Source organism: Glaciibacter sp. 2TAF33 (assembly GCF_052114945.1).
Lineage (GTDB): Bacteria > Actinomycetota > Actinomycetes > Actinomycetales > Microbacteriaceae > Cryobacterium.
Window position 1 is genome coordinate 195,886 of the sequence record NZ_JBFRFS010000006.1, and the last position, 14,005, is coordinate 209,890.

The following is a 14,005-nucleotide window of genomic DNA, read 5'->3' on the forward strand; positions in this document are numbered from 1 at the left end:
GTTGGGTCTAAGAGTCGCGGATAACCCCAACAAGTGCGTTTTCGGCGGACAGAGGCGGGTTAGATGGGGACATGACTTCGCTCAGCCTCAACGACGGACACACGATTCCCCAGCTCGGGCTGGGTGTTTACAAGATCGCGGATGCTGCGGCCGCTGAGGCCGTGCAGGTCGCGTTGGACGCCGGTTACCGCCACATCGACACTGCGGCACTGTACGAGAACGAGGCCGGTGTTGGGCGCGGCATCGCCCGCGTCGGACTCCCCCGCGACGCCGTGTACGTGACCACCAAGGTGTGGAACAGCGACCAGGGCTACGAGAACACCCTTCGCGCCTTCGAGGTGAGCCGCCGCAAGCTGGGCCTCGACTACGTGGACCTCTACCTCATCCATTGGCCGGCACCGCAGCAGGACCGCTATGTGGAAACCTATCGTGCCTTGGAGAAGCTGCGCGCCGACGGGCTGGTGCGCTCGATCGGGGTGTCGAACTTCCATCCGCACCACCTCGACCGGCTGCTCGACGAGACCGACGTCGTGCCGGTGCTCAACCAGGTGGAACTGCACCCGTGGTTGCAGCAGTCCGAGACCCGCGCCTACGACGCGGCCCACGGCATCCGTACCGAAGCCTGGTCGCCCCTGGCGCGCGGGCGGGCGATCGGCAACCCGATCCTCGATGCACTCGGCGCAAAGCACGGCAAGTCGGCGGCGCAGGTGGTGATCCGCTGGCACCTCGAGCTCGGCAACATCGTGATCCCCAAATCGGTGACGCCGAGTCGCATCCGCGAGAATTTCGACGTCTTCGGCTTCAGCCTGGACGGCGACGACATGGCTATGATCGCCGCCTTGGAGTCCGACGAGCGCACCGGCCGCGACCCCGACGACCTCGACTGACCTCCCCCGCCCGCATCTCCCCGCCTCACAGGCCCGCCCCACAGGCTCGCCCCACCTCGTCGAGAACGCACTTGTTGGGTCTAAACGACGCTCATAAACCCAACAAGTGCGTTCTCGGCGGAGGGGCGACGGCTACCAGCGCGGATGGATCTGCTCCCGCAGCAGCCGGTCGTAGATGTCGCGCACGCCGACGGTGAACGCGGGGCTCAGCGCTTCCACCGCGCCGGCTTCGGCATTGGCGCGGGCCTGCTCCACCGAACGCGCCCCGGGGATGACCGAGCTCACCCCGTCGAGCTGCGCCACCCAGGCCAGGGCGGCACGCGCCGGTGTGAGACCAGGGGCTTCGCGGTCGACGAGGGCCCCGAACTCGGCTGCAGCAGCCAGACCCGTCTCATAGTCGACGCCAGAGAACGTCTCGCCGACGTCGAAGTGGCTGCCATCCCGGTTGAAGTTGCGGTGGTCGTTGGCCGCGAAGGTGGTGTCCCGGGTGTACTTACCGGTGAGCAGCCCGCTGGCCAGCGGCACCCGGGCGATGATGCCCACGCCGGCTCCGATCGCGGCCGGCAGGACGGCGTCCAGCGGCTTCAGCCGGAACGCGTTCAGGATGATCTGCACCGTCGCCACGTTCGGGCGGGCGATAGCTGCGAGCGCCTGGTCGGCGGTTTCGACGCTGAGACCGTAGTTGGCAATCACGCCTTCGTCGACCAGCGTGTCGAGGGCGTCGTACACCTCGCCCGACTCCACCACGGCCGTCGGCGGGCAGTGCAGTTGCACGAGGTCGAGGGTCTGGGTGTCGAGGTTCCGGCGGGAGCGGTCGGTCCACGCGCGGAAGTTCGCCAGCACGTAGTTCTCCGCCAGCTGGTCGACGCGGCGGCCCATCTTGGTCGCGACGGTGATCTCCGCGTCGGTGTGGTGGCCTAGGAAATGCCCGATCACCCGCTCACTCCGGCCGTCGCCGTAGACGTCTGCGGTGTCGAAGAAGGTGATGCCGGACTCGGCGGCCTCGGCGAGGACCGCCTCCGCGGCGCCCTCGCTGACGTCGCCCCAGTCCGCTCCCAACTGCCAGGTGCCGAGGCCGATCACGGATACGGTGCGGCCGGTACGGCCCAAGGTGCGCTGTTGCATCCGCCCAGCCTAGCCACGGGCATCCGCTCACGAAAACCGCGCGCGAGAACGCAGTAGTTGGGCCTAAACGTCGCGCATAACCCCATCTACTGCGTTTTCGGCGGAGGGGGAAGGGGAAGGAAGAGAGGGCGGGGGCGGCGGGCCGTCGATCACGCGGGCGACCACCTTCGCCAGCCGCTTGCGCACCAAGTGGTCGTTGGCCTCCACCCGGTGCATGGTGACGTGACGCATCCGTTCGATCACCGACATACTGCCCGGCACGATGAACGCGTCGAGCGCGCCGTAGACGACGTCGACCGGAACCTGCACTACGGCGATGTCGGAGATGACGGTCTGGGACTCGATGCAGTGCTCCATCGACTTCACGAACGGCGTCCAGTTGCGTTCGGTGATCTCGAAGATGCCCTTCGGCAGCAACCGGGCGATGATCGCCGCGTTGCTGAGCGTGAATTCCTTATTCGCCCGGATGAAGTTATACGCGCGCAGGTACGCCGTGATCCCGGCCCGCACCCGTCGGTCCCCGACATCGGCCGGCGAGAGGTAGATCGGCGGCCCGACCAACACGAGGTGTGAGACCCGGGTGCGCCGCGACCCGCGGGTGCGCCGCATGGCCGCGAACCGGCTCACGATCAGGCTGCCGAGTGAATGGCCGACCAGGGTGAACGGCTCAGCCAGGTTCAATGAGTGGATGGTCGCGGTCAGCGACGCGACGTGGTCCTCGAGCGTGTACTCACAATCGGCCGGTGCCGGTGAGTTGCCGAAGCCGAGAATGTCGACGGCGATCACGCGGTGGTGCGGCGTCAGCCTGGGGATGAGTTGGGCGAACGTGACCGACGACGACGCGATGCCGTGGACGAGGATCACCACCGGGCCGGTCCCGGCATCCGTCGCGACATGCAGCAGGAGCGGGCGGCGGCGCAGGCGGCGCACCCACGCCATCCGCTCCACCCACCAGCTCATGCGTCAATTATCGTCGCGGAGATCTTCCTTGAACTCGTTCTTGGCGTAGGTCACATCGCGCTCGGTTTCAGCGCGCTTCACGTCGCTCTCGGCCTGGCGCACCTTGGCGTCGGCCTTCACCTCGTCGACCTTGTCCTCGATGCGCTCCCTGGCGTCATCGAGCGAGCGGCCGATCTTCTTTCCGGTGGCGTCGAGTGCGTCCTTGGCGTCGTCTGCGAATCCCATGATCGTCCTCCAGTATTCTTCCCATTGGCGCCGACCGGGCGAGCATGGCCGGCGATCCGACCCTACGTTGACTACCCCGAGCCGAGACCCTATTGTGATGCGACTCCCAGACTCCGTCCAGACTCTGGCCTCCGGCCGAGCCCTATGGTTGCGTCATGAAGCGAACCCTTGCCCTCACCGCGGTCATGCTCTCCGCCCTGCTGCTCAGCGGATGCACGTCAGGGGCCCAGACCGCCACCTCGGGTGGCCAGGTCGTCACGCCGTACCAAGCCCCGGACAGCGGCAAGGGCACCCCCGGCGTCGTCCAGGGTGAGGCGGCGGACCTGCCGGCGGCGAACCGTGACGTGGTCACCACCGGCCAGGTCTCGCTCACAGTGGACGACCCGATCAGGTCCGCACAGGACGCCGTCAGGATCACCGAACGGGCCGGCGGCCGCATCGACAGTCGCACCGAGAACCCGGGAACCCCGAACCAGCCGGCGAGCGCCAACCTCACCCTCCGGATCCCGGCGGACAGCCTCGACCGAACGCTGACCGAACTGAAGAAGCTCGGCACCGTCAACTTCGTCTCCCTGAACGCGTCAGACGTGACCCAGCAGACCCAGGACCTGGACGCCCGGATCAGCGCACTGCAAACCTCGGTCGACCGGCTGCTCGACCTGATGTCCAAGGCGACCAGCACCACCGACCTGATCGCCATCGAAAGCGCACTCTCCGAGCGGCAAGCCAACCTCGAAAGCATGCAGTCACAGCGCACCGCGATCGGCGACCAGATCGACTATTCGACGATCGGCCTCGACCTCTACTCCACCGGGACGATCGCTCCCGGGGCCCCCGACAACTTCTGGACCGCCATCGTCGCCGGCTGGAATGCCTTCGTCGCGACGCTCGGCGGGTTCGCCGTCGCCTTCGGCTACGCACTGCCGTGGATCGTGGCGCTGGCCCTGGCCGGCCTAATCGTGGCCGCCATCGTCTGGGCATCGACCCGCAAGCGGAACGCCGAACGGCGCGCCGCCTCGGAGTCCACGAAAGCCTAGGCTGGAAGGGTGAATTCCCTCCCGCCCGCCAACCCGCTGCCCCGTCTCGAACTGCCCGACCACGACCTGCTCAGCGACGAACTGCTCGGCCGCATCCGCTCGCGCGCCGCCGGGTATGACGCCGACAACGCCTTCTTCGACGAGGACCTCGCCGAACTGGCCGCCGCCGGATACCTCCGGGCGCTGGTGCCGATCGAGTACGGCGGCCTCGGGCTCAGCCTGCAGCGGGTCGCCGCCGAGCAGACCCGCCTGGCGTCCGCCGCCCCGGCAACCGCCCTCGCCGTCAACATGCACCTGGTCTGGACCGGCGTCGCCACCACGCTGCACGACCGCGGCGACAACGCACTCTCGTGGCTGCTGCACGAGGCCGGCACCGGCGAGGTCTTCGGTTTCGGGGTGAGCGAACCCGGCAACGACCTGGTGCTCTTCGGGTCGAAAACGGATGCCGCCCCGCAGCCCGACGGCGGTTACCGCTTCACGGGTACCAAGGTCTTCACCTCGCTCTCCCCGGCCTGGACGCGGCTGGGCACCATGGGCCTGGACAGCAGTTCACCCGACGCGCCGAAGATCGTCTGGGCGTTCGTCGACCGGGACGACCCCGGCGTCACCGCGAAGGACGACTGGAACACCCTCGGGATGCGGGCCAGCCAGAGCCAGTCCACCGTTCTCGACGGCGCCCATGCCCAACCGGAACGCGTGTTCCGCAGGCTCGACCCCGGCCCCAACCCGGACCCCCTGATCTTCGCCATCTTCGCGAACTTCGAGATCCTCCTCGCCGCTGTGTACACCGGGATCGGCCGGCGGGCAGTGGAACTGGCCGTTGAGGCCGCGGGGCGGCGCACCTCGATGAAGAACGACGGGCGAACCCTGGCGCAGGATCCGGATATCCGCTGGCGGATCGCCGACGCCGCCATGGCGATGGACGGCATCTACCCGCAGATCAGCACCCTGGCCGGCGACGTCGATGCCGGCGTCGACCACGGCTCGCAGTGGTTCGCCCTGCTGGCCGGGCTCAAGCACCGCGCCACCGAGAACGCGAAGTACGTGGTCGACCAGGCGCTGCGGGTCAGCGGCGGGTCGTCTTACTTCGCCGGCAACGAGCTCGGACGCCTCTACCGGGACGTGCTGGCCGGGATCTTCCACCCCTCCGACGCCGAATCGGCGCACTCCACGGTGGCCACGGCCTGGCTGGGCCCGCTCGATGGCTGAACCGACCAGCTCGATCCCGGTCATCGATCCCGCATACACCCGCTCCGTCCTCGACCTCACCATGCGCATGGCCGAGGTCATCTTCGCTGCCGGCGCGGGCGCCGAGGACGCCACCGCGGCGATGCTCGCCGTCACCCGCGCCTACGGGTTGAAGGGCACCGAGGCCGACATCACCCACACCCTGCTCGCGCTGACCTGGGAGGATCCGGTCACACACGAGGTCATCAGCCGCAGCCGCAACGTGAAATACCGCACCCTCGACTACTCCAAGCTGACCGCGACCAGCGAGCTCATCGCCGACCTGATCGAGGAACCGATCGATGTAGCGGATGCCCGCAAGCGGCTCGCGGTGATCGTCAGCTCCAAGCCGCCGGTTCCGCCGCTCGTGCGCCGCATCGGCTGGAGCCTGGTCGGCGCTGGTGCCGCGGTGCTGATCGGCGGCGGGCCGGTGGTCGTGGTTGCGGCGTTCATCGCCACCTTCTTCGTCGACCTGGTCACGTCGGCACTGGCGAACCGGAAGGTTCCGGTGTTCTACCAGACGGTGGTCGGCGGGGCGATCGGCCCGATCGTCGCGGCGCTGGTGCAGCTGGTCGATCCGACTGCGTCACCGTCCATCGTCGTGATCGCGACCATCATCATGCTCCTGGCCGGTGTGACAACGTTCGGCGCGGTGCACGACACCCTGTCCGGCTTTTACGTCACCGGGACCGCACGAATGATGGAGGCCGTGCTGATCACCGCGGGCCTGGTCACCGGTGTCGCCGGCTCCGGGCTGCTGCTCGGCCGGTTCGGCCTCCGGTTGAAGGTGGATGTCTCCGCGCTGCTGACCCTCGCCGACCTGCCCATGCTGCTGGCGGCATCCGTTGTCATTGTGACCGGCTTTGCACTGGCCGTCCAGGTGCCGTGGCGCGCGTTCTGGGTGGTGTGCCTGCTCGGGGCGCTGGCGGAGTTCCTCTACCTGGCCGGGATCGGCGCGGAGTTCGGACTGGTCTGGGCGTCGGCGCTGAGCGCCATCGGAGTGGGCCTGCTGGCGGCGGTCGCCGCTCGGATCGTGCGCACCCCGCCGCTGGTGATCGTGGTGTCGGCGCTGGTGCCGCTGGTGCCGGGGCTGATCCTGTTCCGCGGGCTGCTGCAGCTCTCGGAGGGGAACATCGCCGGCCTCCTCAGCCTGCTCACCGCGGGCGCGGTCGCCGGTGCGCTGGCGGCCGGGGCCATCCTGGCCCAGTACCTCGTCCAGTATGTGTGGGGTCCGGCGCGGCGGCTGCAGCGCCGCTTCATCGGCCCGCTGATGGCGCTGCCGGTGCGACTCGGCCGCGGGCCGTCCAAGCGCATCTAGCTGTTCGGCCGACCGTCACGTGACGGGGGTCAGCGCCCCGAATGCCGTGTTCAGTCCTTCGGCCATGGTCGGGTGGGCGAAGATCGAGTCGCGGAGGAGTGTGTACGGCGCGCCCGCGAGCATCGCGGTCTGGATGACTGCGATCACCTCGCCCGAGCCGGCCCCGGCCAGCGAGGCGCCCAGGATGCGATCGGTGGATTGGTCGACCACGATCTTCCACAGTCCCTCGGTCTGGCGGAGCGTTCGGGACCGTGGAACGGCGATCACCGGTTGGACGGTGACGCTGACCCGGTGTCCGGCGGCGAGCGCCTCGGCCTCGGTGAGGCCGACCCGTGCCAGCTCCGGTTCGACGAAGGTGACCGCGGGAATCAGCCGCCCCGTCGTCACTCGGTCACCGCCCGCCATGTTCGCCTTGACGATTCGGTAGTCGTCGTACGAGGCGTGGGTGAATTCCACGTGGCCGGTCACGTCACCCACGGCCCAGGTGTGCGTCGCGGTCGTCGCCAGGCTTTCGTCCACGACGACGAACCCACGATCGTCGAGGTCGATGCCGGCCAGCTCGAGGCCGATCCCGGTGGTGACCGGTGTGCGTCCCGTCGCGACCACGAGCTCATCCGCTTCGAGGGTGGTGCCGTCGGTGAGTGTCAGTGCCACGCCGACACCGGGTGAGACCGCGGCAACGGATGCCGCTGCCGCGCCCAGGCGCACGTCGATCCCGTCGGCGCGGAACGACGCCAACACCGCGGCGGAGAGCTCCGGCTCCTCGGAAGCCAGCAGCCGATCGCCACGCACCAGCATCGTCACCCGGCTGCCGAACGCCTGCAGCATCTGGGCCAATTCGCACCCCACCGGTCCGCCCCCGATCAGCGCGGTCCGCTGTGGGATCGATTCCAGCCGCAGTACGTCCTCGCTTGTCATGGGCGTGATCGTGTCGAGTCCGGGAATCGACGGCAGCTTCGGCCGAGTGCCGATGTTCAGGACCACGTGCACGCCGCGCAAGAGACGCTGGCCGCCGGCGTCCGTTGTCACCAGGACCGTCCGGTGGCCGGTGAAGCGGGCGTCGCCCATGATGAAGTCCATGCCGCTGGCGACGAAAAGGTCGTGGTTCATGGTCACCATGTCGGAGACCACGCCCTCCTTGTGGGCGCGGAGGAGCGCGAGATCCACTTCTGCGCCATCCACTCGGACGCCGAGGGTCGCGGCGCGCCGGAGGACCCCGATCAGCCGGGCGCTCGTGACCAGCGTCTTGGTGGGGATGCAGGCGACGTTGATACAGGTGCCGCCGATCCACTTCTGCTCGACCAGGGCGACGCGCCTGCCGGCCTTGGCACGGTCCATGGCGAGAGTCTTCCCGGCCTTGCCGCCGCCGACAATGACCAGGTCAAAGTCCTCGACCTCGGGACCGGCCGGCATCAGTTGGGAACGTCGGCTTCCCCGCCGGTGTCGTCCTCCTCGACGAATCGGTACGATATCGGCTCGTCGGTGACGTGACCCAGCCGATAGGTGCGGCTGATGGTTTCACCGTTCTCGACCGCATCGATCACCACGACCTTTTGATAAGCACCATCGACGTACGGGAGTTCCATTTCGTGACCAGAGCCGATCGTGCCGGGCCCGAAGAGGACCGCTCGGTAGGTGGCGTTGTCGTTCACAGTCATCCTGCCTTTCGTGGGTCGCGGCGGTCCATTCGGGGAGGCGCCCGTCAAGAGCAGCCTACGACCGGGGCACGCGTGTGACCAGAGCCCAAACGAGAAGATGCTCTTTCCAGTGAAGCCAGCTATGGTCGAGGGACTGGATCTAGTCCAGCTCGGACGAAGGAGTGCACATGGCCGACAAATCACCCAAGAAGGACGCTTCCAAGAAAGCTGCCGCCAGTTCACTGAAGGAAAAGCGCGCTGAGAAGAAGGCCAAGGAGAGCGAAACCTCCGTCAAGGCCCGGAAGCGCTGACCGCTGCCCTTTCTCAGATCGAAACCGCTGCCCGCCACTATAAAGTGGCGGGCAGCGCTTCGTTTAATGCCGCCAGTCGCCCCTCCGTTTGTCGCCGCCGTTCGTCAGGAGCCCGAATGACCCTTCCCACCCGTGCCACCCGCGTTGACTACCCGGCCGGTTCGGTCACGACGGCGGCGACCGTGCTGCACGTGGAGCCCCTGCCCCACGGCCGCGTCGGCGTTGTGCTCGACGCGACCAGTGCGCATCCGGTCGACGCCGGCTGGCCCGACCAGGGTCCCGATCGGGGCGTCATCGTGTCCGGCCCGCTGGAACTGCCGGTCGTGGACTGCCTCGTCGCTGCGACGGACGGATCGGCGCTCTACCTCGGCCGCGAGGTACCGGTGCCCAAGGGAACCGACGGCTGGGCGTTCGTGGTCGTGCACGTGGTCGCCGACAGTGCGTCGCTGGCGGAGGGTGACGCCGTCGTCGTCACCGTCGACCCGCTGTTCCGGCACCGCACCTCGGCCGGCCACACCGCGTGCCACCTCGCCTCGCTCGCCCTCAACCGGGCGGTGGCCGACCGGTGGAAGAAGGACGTGCGTGCCGACGGGCTCGGCCAGCCCGACTTCGACGGCGTCGCCAACGACGTCTCGCTGATCCGCGAGAACGGATCCACCGACACCTACCGGCTGGGCAAGTCGCTGCGCAAGAAGGGGTTCGTCACGGACGGCCTCGTCGAGTCCCTGGCCCAGGTCCAGCAGGCGATCAACACGACGCTGGCGGCCTGGCTCGCGACGAATGCCCCGGTGCGCGTGGAACGCTCCGCTGACGGGCTCACAGACCGTCGCGAGTGGGTGTGCGAACTGCCGGACGGGACGGCGAGGATCCCGTGCGGCGGCACTCACCTCAACTCGCTCGGGGAATTGGGCGAGGAGGGCGGCCTCACCGTGGTGCTCTCGACGGCCGACGCCGACGGGACGACCGTGCTGACGATGGACACATCCGTCGGCGCGAGCGCCTAACTCTGGGAAATCCGCACCGTGTTGCCGGAGGGGTCGCGGAAGGCACAATCGCGGGGTCCCCACGGCTGTGTGATCGGCTCTTGCAACACTTCGGCACCTGACTCCCGCAGTTTGTCGAAGGTGCCGTCCAGATCGTCGGCGCGAAAGACCAGCATCGGAAGCGACCCCTTGGCGAGCAGCTCCTGCATGGCGTCGCCATCGGCCTGGGACCGGCCGGCGTGCGGCGCGGAGAGCACGATTTCCACGCCCGGCTGGCTGGCGCTGCCGAGAGTCACCCATCGGTCGTCGCCTGACTTCACGTCGTTCGTCACCTCGAGGCCGAGCGCGTCCCGATAGAAGCCCAGTGACTCCTCAGGGTCGTTCACGGTGATGTTGCAGTACTGGAGTTGGATTGTCATGGTGCAACTCTAGGCAGCAGCGTCGGGCGTCGCTTCTTCGATCCTGCTCGGTGCGAGGTGGGGCGATGCGCCGTGGGGAGTCGCGCCGTGGGGAGTCGCCTGAGAATTGTGGACCGGGGTGCCTTCCCGTCGCACGGCTGGCCCGGCTCGCCTCGGCCGGGTGTGCTGCTTGGCCACGCACGCCGGCATGGCGGACACGGCGTGGTGCTCTCCGGCCCGATAGGCGCTCGGGGTCTGGCCCACCAGCTCGGTGAAGCGGGAACTGAACGAGCCGAGCGAGGTACATCCGACAGCGATGCAGGCATCCGTCACGCTCACGCCGGCGCGGAGCAGCGCCATCGCGCGCTCGATCCTGCGGGTCATCAGGTAGCTGTAGGGCGATTCCCCATAGGCCGCACGGAACTGGCGGGAGAAGTGCGCCGGCGACATCAACGCGCGACTGGCCATGGTCGGCACGTCGAGCGGCAGGGCGTAGTCCCGATCGATCAGATCACGTGCCCGGCGCAGGTGTGCAAGGTTGGCGAGGCCTTCCGGGGTCATGGTTCAAAAGTAGCATCGTCGTCGGGGCTCCTTCCAGTGGTGGTTTCGGACCTGCCTTCAAAGCTCGTGGTTTCGGACCTGCCTTCAAAGCTCGTGGTGTCGGACCTGCCTTCAAGGCTCGTGGTGTCGGACCTGCCTTCAAAGCTCGTGGTGTCGGACCTGCCTTCAAAGCTCGTGGTGTCGGACCTGCCTTCAAAGCTTGTGGTTTCGGACCTGCCTTCAAAGCTCGTGGTTTCGGACCTGCCTTCAAAGCTCGTGGTTTCGGACCTGCCTTCAAAGGTCGTGGTTTCGGACCTGCCTTCAAAGCTCGTGGTTTCGGACCTGGCTTCAAGGGTCGTGGGGGCGACGCGGATGCGGTCGACCGCGTCGTCGCCACGGAGTTCACGCAACATCCCCATGATCCCGTCGACGATCGCGGGTGTGATGGCGGTGCAGACGATGCTGTGCGGGCCGAGTTCGGCGAGGCCGCCGCCGCGCACCCGGATGACATCCCAGCCGACCTCGGCGAGCGCGGCATCCTTCTCCAGGTCGGAGACTTCCTTCATGCCGCGGTGAGCGGTGCGGTCCCGGCCGGGATCGTCGTATTCGACCGCGATGCGCAGGGCGGCGATGATGATGTCGGGCCAGACCTCCGGCTTGCCGTAGAAGGTGCGACTGATCCGGATCGCGTTCACCCGGTGCGGGAGTGTGATCCGTTCGCCGAGGAGCGCACGAAGCCGTTGCTCAGTCGCGGAGGTGCGGGTCTTCAGCCCGGGCTTCATGAAGGCCACGCCGCCCTCGTGGCGAGCGGACGGCGCCTGGGCGTTTGCCCAGCACTTCGGGCAGCCGGGACCGGTGAGCACGTCCATGACGCTCGCCGCGTAACGGGAGTGGCCGCGCTCACAGATCCACTCGTACTCGGCGCCGATCCGGGTTTCGGCCGCGAGGGCGCCCCGCTTGGCGGGCGCCGCCTTCCGCAGCAGCTGCCCTCGGCTGCGCTTGGTCTCGGCCAGCAGCATGCAGAGGGGACACGACCGCTGCAGCGTGACACGCGCCTCTTCCGGTGCGGCGCCATGGCCGCACCGGAAGCGCACGACTGCCCCGCCGCCGCCGGTGCGGTTGTCGCTGCCGTCTGTCTCAGTCACGTTTTCAGGCTAGGCGCGCCCTCTGACACTCCCCCGCGAATGCGGTCTGCCCGAATGCGGTCTGCTGTGCCCCGCGCGCATAACTCCTGCTGGAATTCCGACCTGGGCAGAGGTGCCCCGCAAAGTCCGGCCCTTTCCACAGCTCTTGGCCCGAATTGCAGGAGTTGCGCGCAAGCGCGAGTCGGGCGTGCCCGCGGGCGCTCCGGATACCGGCACCCGCCGCAGTCAGCAGGGGCTCAACGGCCCCGGTTGGCCCGGCTCACCAGTCGGGGTGCGCGTCCGCCGAGGAATGACTGGGCGGGGTCGACGATGAAGCCCTGACGCAGGGCTTCACGTCCGATGAGCATCCGGAAGCCCATCGAGTCTCGGTTGCTGAGCGTCATCTCGGCTGGGACGGTGCGCCCCATGATGGCGACATCCATGAGCACGACGATCCGCTCCTCCTCGTGCCCGGAGGAACTGCGCACGGTCCGTCGGTCGTGGATCAAGCACTCGACCATGACCGCATCCTCGGCCGATTCCTGCCAGGGATGCACCCAGAACCGCACCCGCTCGGAGCCCGCGGCCCCGGACTCCTCGATGTCGAACGCATGGATCGCAGAGGTGCGCGCGCCGGTGTCCAGCTTCGCCTTGATCCACGGCACCTCGATCCCAGGGAGGCTCACCCACTCGCGCCACCCGGCGATGGTGATTGAATGGGAAGGTTGTGTCATTCCACCATCTTCTCAGGGGCACCCCATGAAACTTGCCATCCTTTCGCGCGCCCCGCACTCGTATTCGACGCAGCGGTTACGCGCAGCGGCAGCGCAGCGTGGACACGAGGTGAAAGTGCTCAACACGCTCCGTTTCGCGATCGACCTGGCCGGACCGGAGCCTGACCTGCAGTTCCGTGGGCGCCCGCTGTCGAGCTACGACGCGATCCTGCCGCGGATCGGCAACTCGATCACGTACTTCGGAACCGCGGTGGTGCGCCAGTTCGAGCAGATGGATGTCTACACCCCGAACACAGCCAACGGCATCAGTAACGCCCGCGACAAGCTCCGGGCCACGCAGATCCTGTCCCGGCACAACATCGGGATGCCGGCCACGGCCTTCGTGCGCAACCGGGCCGATGTGCGTGCGGCGATCGAGCTCGTCGGCGGCGCACCCGTGGTCATCAAGCTGCTCGAGGGAACCCAGGGCATCGGGGTGATCCTCGCGCCCGAGGCGAACGTCGCCGAGGCGATCATCGAGACACTGCACTCGACCAACCAGAACGTCCTCATCCAGCGGTTCATCGCCGAAAGCCGGGGCCGCGACATCCGTGCCCTCGTGGTCGGGGATCGCGTCGTCGCCGCAATGCGACGGAAGGCGAACGGCGACGAGTTCCGCTCCAACGTGCACCGCGGTGGCTCGGTCGAACCGGTCGACTTGACGCCGGAGTATGAACGGATTGCCGTACGCTCCGCCCAGATCATGGGGCTCAAGGTCGCCGGCGTCGACATGCTCGAAGGCAATGACGGTCCGCTCGTGATGGAGGTGAACTCGTCTCCCGGGTTGGAAGGCATTGAATCGGCTACGAAACTCGACGTCGCCGGCGCGATCATCGACTACATCTCGAACGAGGTCGCGTTCCCCGACATCGACGTGCGCCAGCGGCTCGCCGTCTCGACCGGTTACGGCGTGGCTGAGCTGGTGGTGCACGGCGGAGCGGATGTCATCGGGAAGGCGCTGGGGGAATCCGGACTCCCCGAGCGCGATATCACCGTGCTGACGCTTCACCGCGGAACGACTGTCATCCCGAACCCCCGCCAGAGTCAGGTCCTGCAGGCCGGCGACCGCTTGCTCTGCTTCGGGAAGCTCGAGGAGATGCGTTCGATGATCCCCAACCGACGCCGGCGCGCCAAGGTGCGAAAGCTCCCGAAGCAGCCGGTCATCGAGAGCTGAGTGGCCTGTCGTTCGGACGGGCGCACACTCCCTGGAGCCTTGACACTTAACACAGTAGGGACCGGCCCCGGCGGGTCGGTCCCTACTGTTCGTGCTGCGTTTGTGGAGCTAAGGGGATTCGAACCCCTGACCTTCTCATTGCGAACGAGACGCGCTACCAACTGCGCCATAGCCCCAAACTGCTTATGCAGAATATCATGCGCGGCGACCCGAGTTTTCCGCGAACGCCTTCCGCGGCATCCGTTCACGCTGAGGATCTGACCACGCGCGGACGGCAGGCCCTCAG

The 14,005-nt window shown here is 67.7% G+C and carries 15 protein-coding genes, 1 tRNA gene and 1 pseudogene; 7 read left to right on the top strand and 10 right to left on the bottom strand.

The genetic code is table 11. The features are described 5' to 3' along the window. The first annotated feature begins 71 nt into the window (after positions 1-71). Positions 72-887 carry an aldo/keto reductase gene (locus AB4Y94_RS08050; RefSeq protein ID WP_441727127.1) on the top strand — a complete coding sequence of 272 codons (816 nt, stop codon included), beginning with the start codon at positions 72-74 and terminating at the stop codon, positions 885-887. Positions 888-1,019: 132 nt separating this feature from the next. Here AB4Y94_RS08050 and AB4Y94_RS08055 read toward each other — a convergent pair whose 3' ends face one another. The 3 genes from AB4Y94_RS08055 to AB4Y94_RS08065 form a co-directional block, all read right to left on the bottom strand. Beyond that, entirely contained in the window at positions 1,020-2,012 is a 993-nt protein-coding gene (locus AB4Y94_RS08055) for an aldo/keto reductase (RefSeq protein ID WP_441727129.1), read from the bottom strand. A gap of 63 nt (positions 2,013-2,075) precedes the next feature. After that, positions 2,076-2,972, bottom strand: coding sequence for an alpha/beta fold hydrolase (locus AB4Y94_RS08060; protein ID WP_441727130.1), 897 nt, complete (start codon positions 2,970-2,972; stop codon positions 2,076-2,078). Between the two features lie 3 nt (positions 2,973-2,975). Further along, on the bottom strand, positions 2,976-3,197 hold the full coding sequence (locus AB4Y94_RS08065; protein WP_441727132.1) for a hypothetical protein: 222 nt from the start codon (positions 3,195-3,197) through the stop codon (positions 2,976-2,978). 155 nt (positions 3,198-3,352) lie between these two features. Here AB4Y94_RS08065 and AB4Y94_RS08070 point away from each other — a divergent pair, with 155 nt between their 5' ends. From AB4Y94_RS08070 to AB4Y94_RS08080, 3 genes are read left to right on the top strand one after another with little or no spacing between them, the layout of a single operon-like run. Next, complete coding sequence (locus AB4Y94_RS08070; protein WP_441727133.1) at positions 3,353-4,234, top strand: DUF4349 domain-containing protein; 882 nt, start codon at positions 3,353-3,355, stop codon at positions 4,232-4,234. Between the two features lie 9 nt (positions 4,235-4,243). Then, positions 4,244-5,443 carry an acyl-CoA dehydrogenase family protein gene (locus tag AB4Y94_RS08075; protein ID WP_441727135.1) on the top strand — a complete coding sequence of 400 codons (1,200 nt, stop codon included), beginning with the start codon at positions 4,244-4,246 and terminating at the stop codon, positions 5,441-5,443. Continuing rightward, on the top strand, positions 5,436-6,779 hold the full coding sequence (locus AB4Y94_RS08080) for a threonine/serine ThrE exporter family protein (RefSeq protein WP_441727137.1): 1,344 nt from the start codon (positions 5,436-5,438) through the stop codon (positions 6,777-6,779). The genes AB4Y94_RS08075 and AB4Y94_RS08080 overlap by 8 nt, the downstream gene beginning before the upstream one ends. A 15-nt stretch (positions 6,780-6,794) precedes the next feature. Here AB4Y94_RS08080 and AB4Y94_RS08085 read toward each other — a convergent pair whose 3' ends face one another. Both AB4Y94_RS08085 and AB4Y94_RS08090 read right to left on the bottom strand, forming a co-directional pair. Next, positions 6,795-8,192 carry a dihydrolipoyl dehydrogenase family protein gene (locus tag AB4Y94_RS08085; protein ID WP_441727139.1) on the bottom strand — a complete coding sequence of 466 codons (1,398 nt, stop codon included), beginning with the start codon at positions 8,190-8,192 and terminating at the stop codon, positions 6,795-6,797. Next, entirely contained in the window at positions 8,192-8,431 is a 240-nt protein-coding gene (locus tag AB4Y94_RS08090; protein ID WP_441727140.1) for a hypothetical protein, read from the bottom strand. The genes AB4Y94_RS08085 and AB4Y94_RS08090 overlap by 1 nt, the downstream gene beginning before the upstream one ends. Before the next feature lie 173 nt (positions 8,432-8,604). On the opposite strand from AB4Y94_RS08090, the gene AB4Y94_RS08095 reads away from it, so the two are divergent. Together AB4Y94_RS08095 and AB4Y94_RS08100 are read left to right on the top strand one after the other, a co-directional pair. Further along, complete coding sequence (locus AB4Y94_RS08095) at positions 8,605-8,727, top strand: hypothetical protein (protein WP_441727142.1); 123 nt, start codon at positions 8,605-8,607, stop codon at positions 8,725-8,727. Positions 8,728-8,843: 116 nt separating this feature from the next. Continuing rightward, the gene (locus AB4Y94_RS08100; RefSeq protein WP_441727144.1) at positions 8,844-9,731 is read left to right on the top strand and encodes a metal-dependent hydrolase; all 888 of its coding nucleotides are present in this window, start codon (positions 8,844-8,846) and stop codon (positions 9,729-9,731) included. On the opposite strand, the gene AB4Y94_RS08105 is transcribed toward AB4Y94_RS08100, so the two are convergent. From AB4Y94_RS08105 to AB4Y94_RS08120, 4 genes and pseudogenes are all read right to left on the bottom strand, one after another. After that, positions 9,728-10,129, bottom strand: a complete 402-nt coding sequence (locus tag AB4Y94_RS08105; protein ID WP_441727146.1) for a VOC family protein — start codon at positions 10,127-10,129, stop codon at positions 9,728-9,730. The two genes, AB4Y94_RS08100 and AB4Y94_RS08105, sit on opposite strands and share 4 nt — an antisense overlap. A 141-nt stretch (positions 10,130-10,270) precedes the next feature. After that, positions 10,271-10,669: pseudogene (locus AB4Y94_RS08110) on the bottom strand (helix-turn-helix transcriptional regulator); the annotation flags it as partial. Next, a complete protein-coding gene (locus AB4Y94_RS08115) occupies positions 10,666-11,793 on the bottom strand; it encodes a hypothetical protein (protein WP_441727148.1) in 1,128 nt (375 codons plus the stop codon). The gene AB4Y94_RS08115 and the pseudogene AB4Y94_RS08110, both read right to left, overlap by 4 nt. 236 nt (positions 11,794-12,029) lie before the next feature. Then, positions 12,030-12,506, bottom strand: a complete 477-nt coding sequence (locus AB4Y94_RS08120; RefSeq protein ID WP_441727150.1) for an ATP-dependent zinc protease family protein — start codon at positions 12,504-12,506, stop codon at positions 12,030-12,032. A 25-nt stretch (positions 12,507-12,531) separates the two neighbouring features. Here AB4Y94_RS08120 and rimK point away from each other — a divergent pair, with 25 nt between their 5' ends. Further along, complete coding sequence (rimK, locus tag AB4Y94_RS08125; protein WP_441727152.1) at positions 12,532-13,719, top strand: 30S ribosomal protein S6--L-glutamate ligase; 1,188 nt, start codon at positions 12,532-12,534, stop codon at positions 13,717-13,719. A gap of 103 nt (positions 13,720-13,822) precedes the next feature. On the opposite strand, the gene AB4Y94_RS08130 is transcribed toward rimK, so the two are convergent. Further along, a tRNA-Ala gene (locus AB4Y94_RS08130) sits at positions 13,823-13,895 on the bottom strand. Positions 13,896-14,005: the final 110 nt, after the last annotated feature.

What these genes read in the sequence shown, in the direction of transcription:
- AB4Y94_RS08050 (WP_441727127.1), top strand. Translation starts at nt 72, where the DNA reads ATGACTTCGCTCAGCCTCAACGACGGACACACGATTCCCCAGCTCGGG.
- AB4Y94_RS08055 (WP_441727129.1), bottom strand. Translation starts at nt 2,012, where the DNA reads ATGCAACAGCGCACCTTGGGCCGTACCGGCCGCACCGTATCCGTGATC.
- AB4Y94_RS08060 (WP_441727130.1), bottom strand. Translation starts at nt 2,972, where the DNA reads ATGAGCTGGTGGGTGGAGCGGATGGCGTGGGTGCGCCGCCTGCGCCGC.
- AB4Y94_RS08065 (WP_441727132.1), bottom strand. Translation starts at nt 3,197, where the DNA reads ATGGGATTCGCAGACGACGCCAAGGACGCACTCGACGCCACCGGAAAG.
- AB4Y94_RS08070 (WP_441727133.1), top strand. Translation starts at nt 3,353, where the DNA reads ATGAAGCGAACCCTTGCCCTCACCGCGGTCATGCTCTCCGCCCTGCTG.
- AB4Y94_RS08080 (WP_441727137.1), top strand. Translation starts at nt 5,436, where the DNA reads ATGGCTGAACCGACCAGCTCGATCCCGGTCATCGATCCCGCATACACC.
- AB4Y94_RS08085 (WP_441727139.1), bottom strand. Translation starts at nt 8,192, where the DNA reads ATGCCGGCCGGTCCCGAGGTCGAGGACTTTGACCTGGTCATTGTCGGC.
- AB4Y94_RS08095 (WP_441727142.1), top strand. Translation starts at nt 8,605, where the DNA reads ATGGCCGACAAATCACCCAAGAAGGACGCTTCCAAGAAAGCTGCCGCC.
- AB4Y94_RS08100 (WP_441727144.1), top strand. Translation starts at nt 8,844, where the DNA reads ATGACCCTTCCCACCCGTGCCACCCGCGTTGACTACCCGGCCGGTTCG.
- AB4Y94_RS08105 (WP_441727146.1), bottom strand. Translation starts at nt 10,129, where the DNA reads ATGACAATCCAACTCCAGTACTGCAACATCACCGTGAACGACCCTGAG.
- AB4Y94_RS08120 (WP_441727150.1), bottom strand. Translation starts at nt 12,506, where the DNA reads ATGACACAACCTTCCCATTCAATCACCATCGCCGGGTGGCGCGAGTGG.
- rimK (WP_441727152.1), top strand. Translation starts at nt 12,532, where the DNA reads ATGAAACTTGCCATCCTTTCGCGCGCCCCGCACTCGTATTCGACGCAG.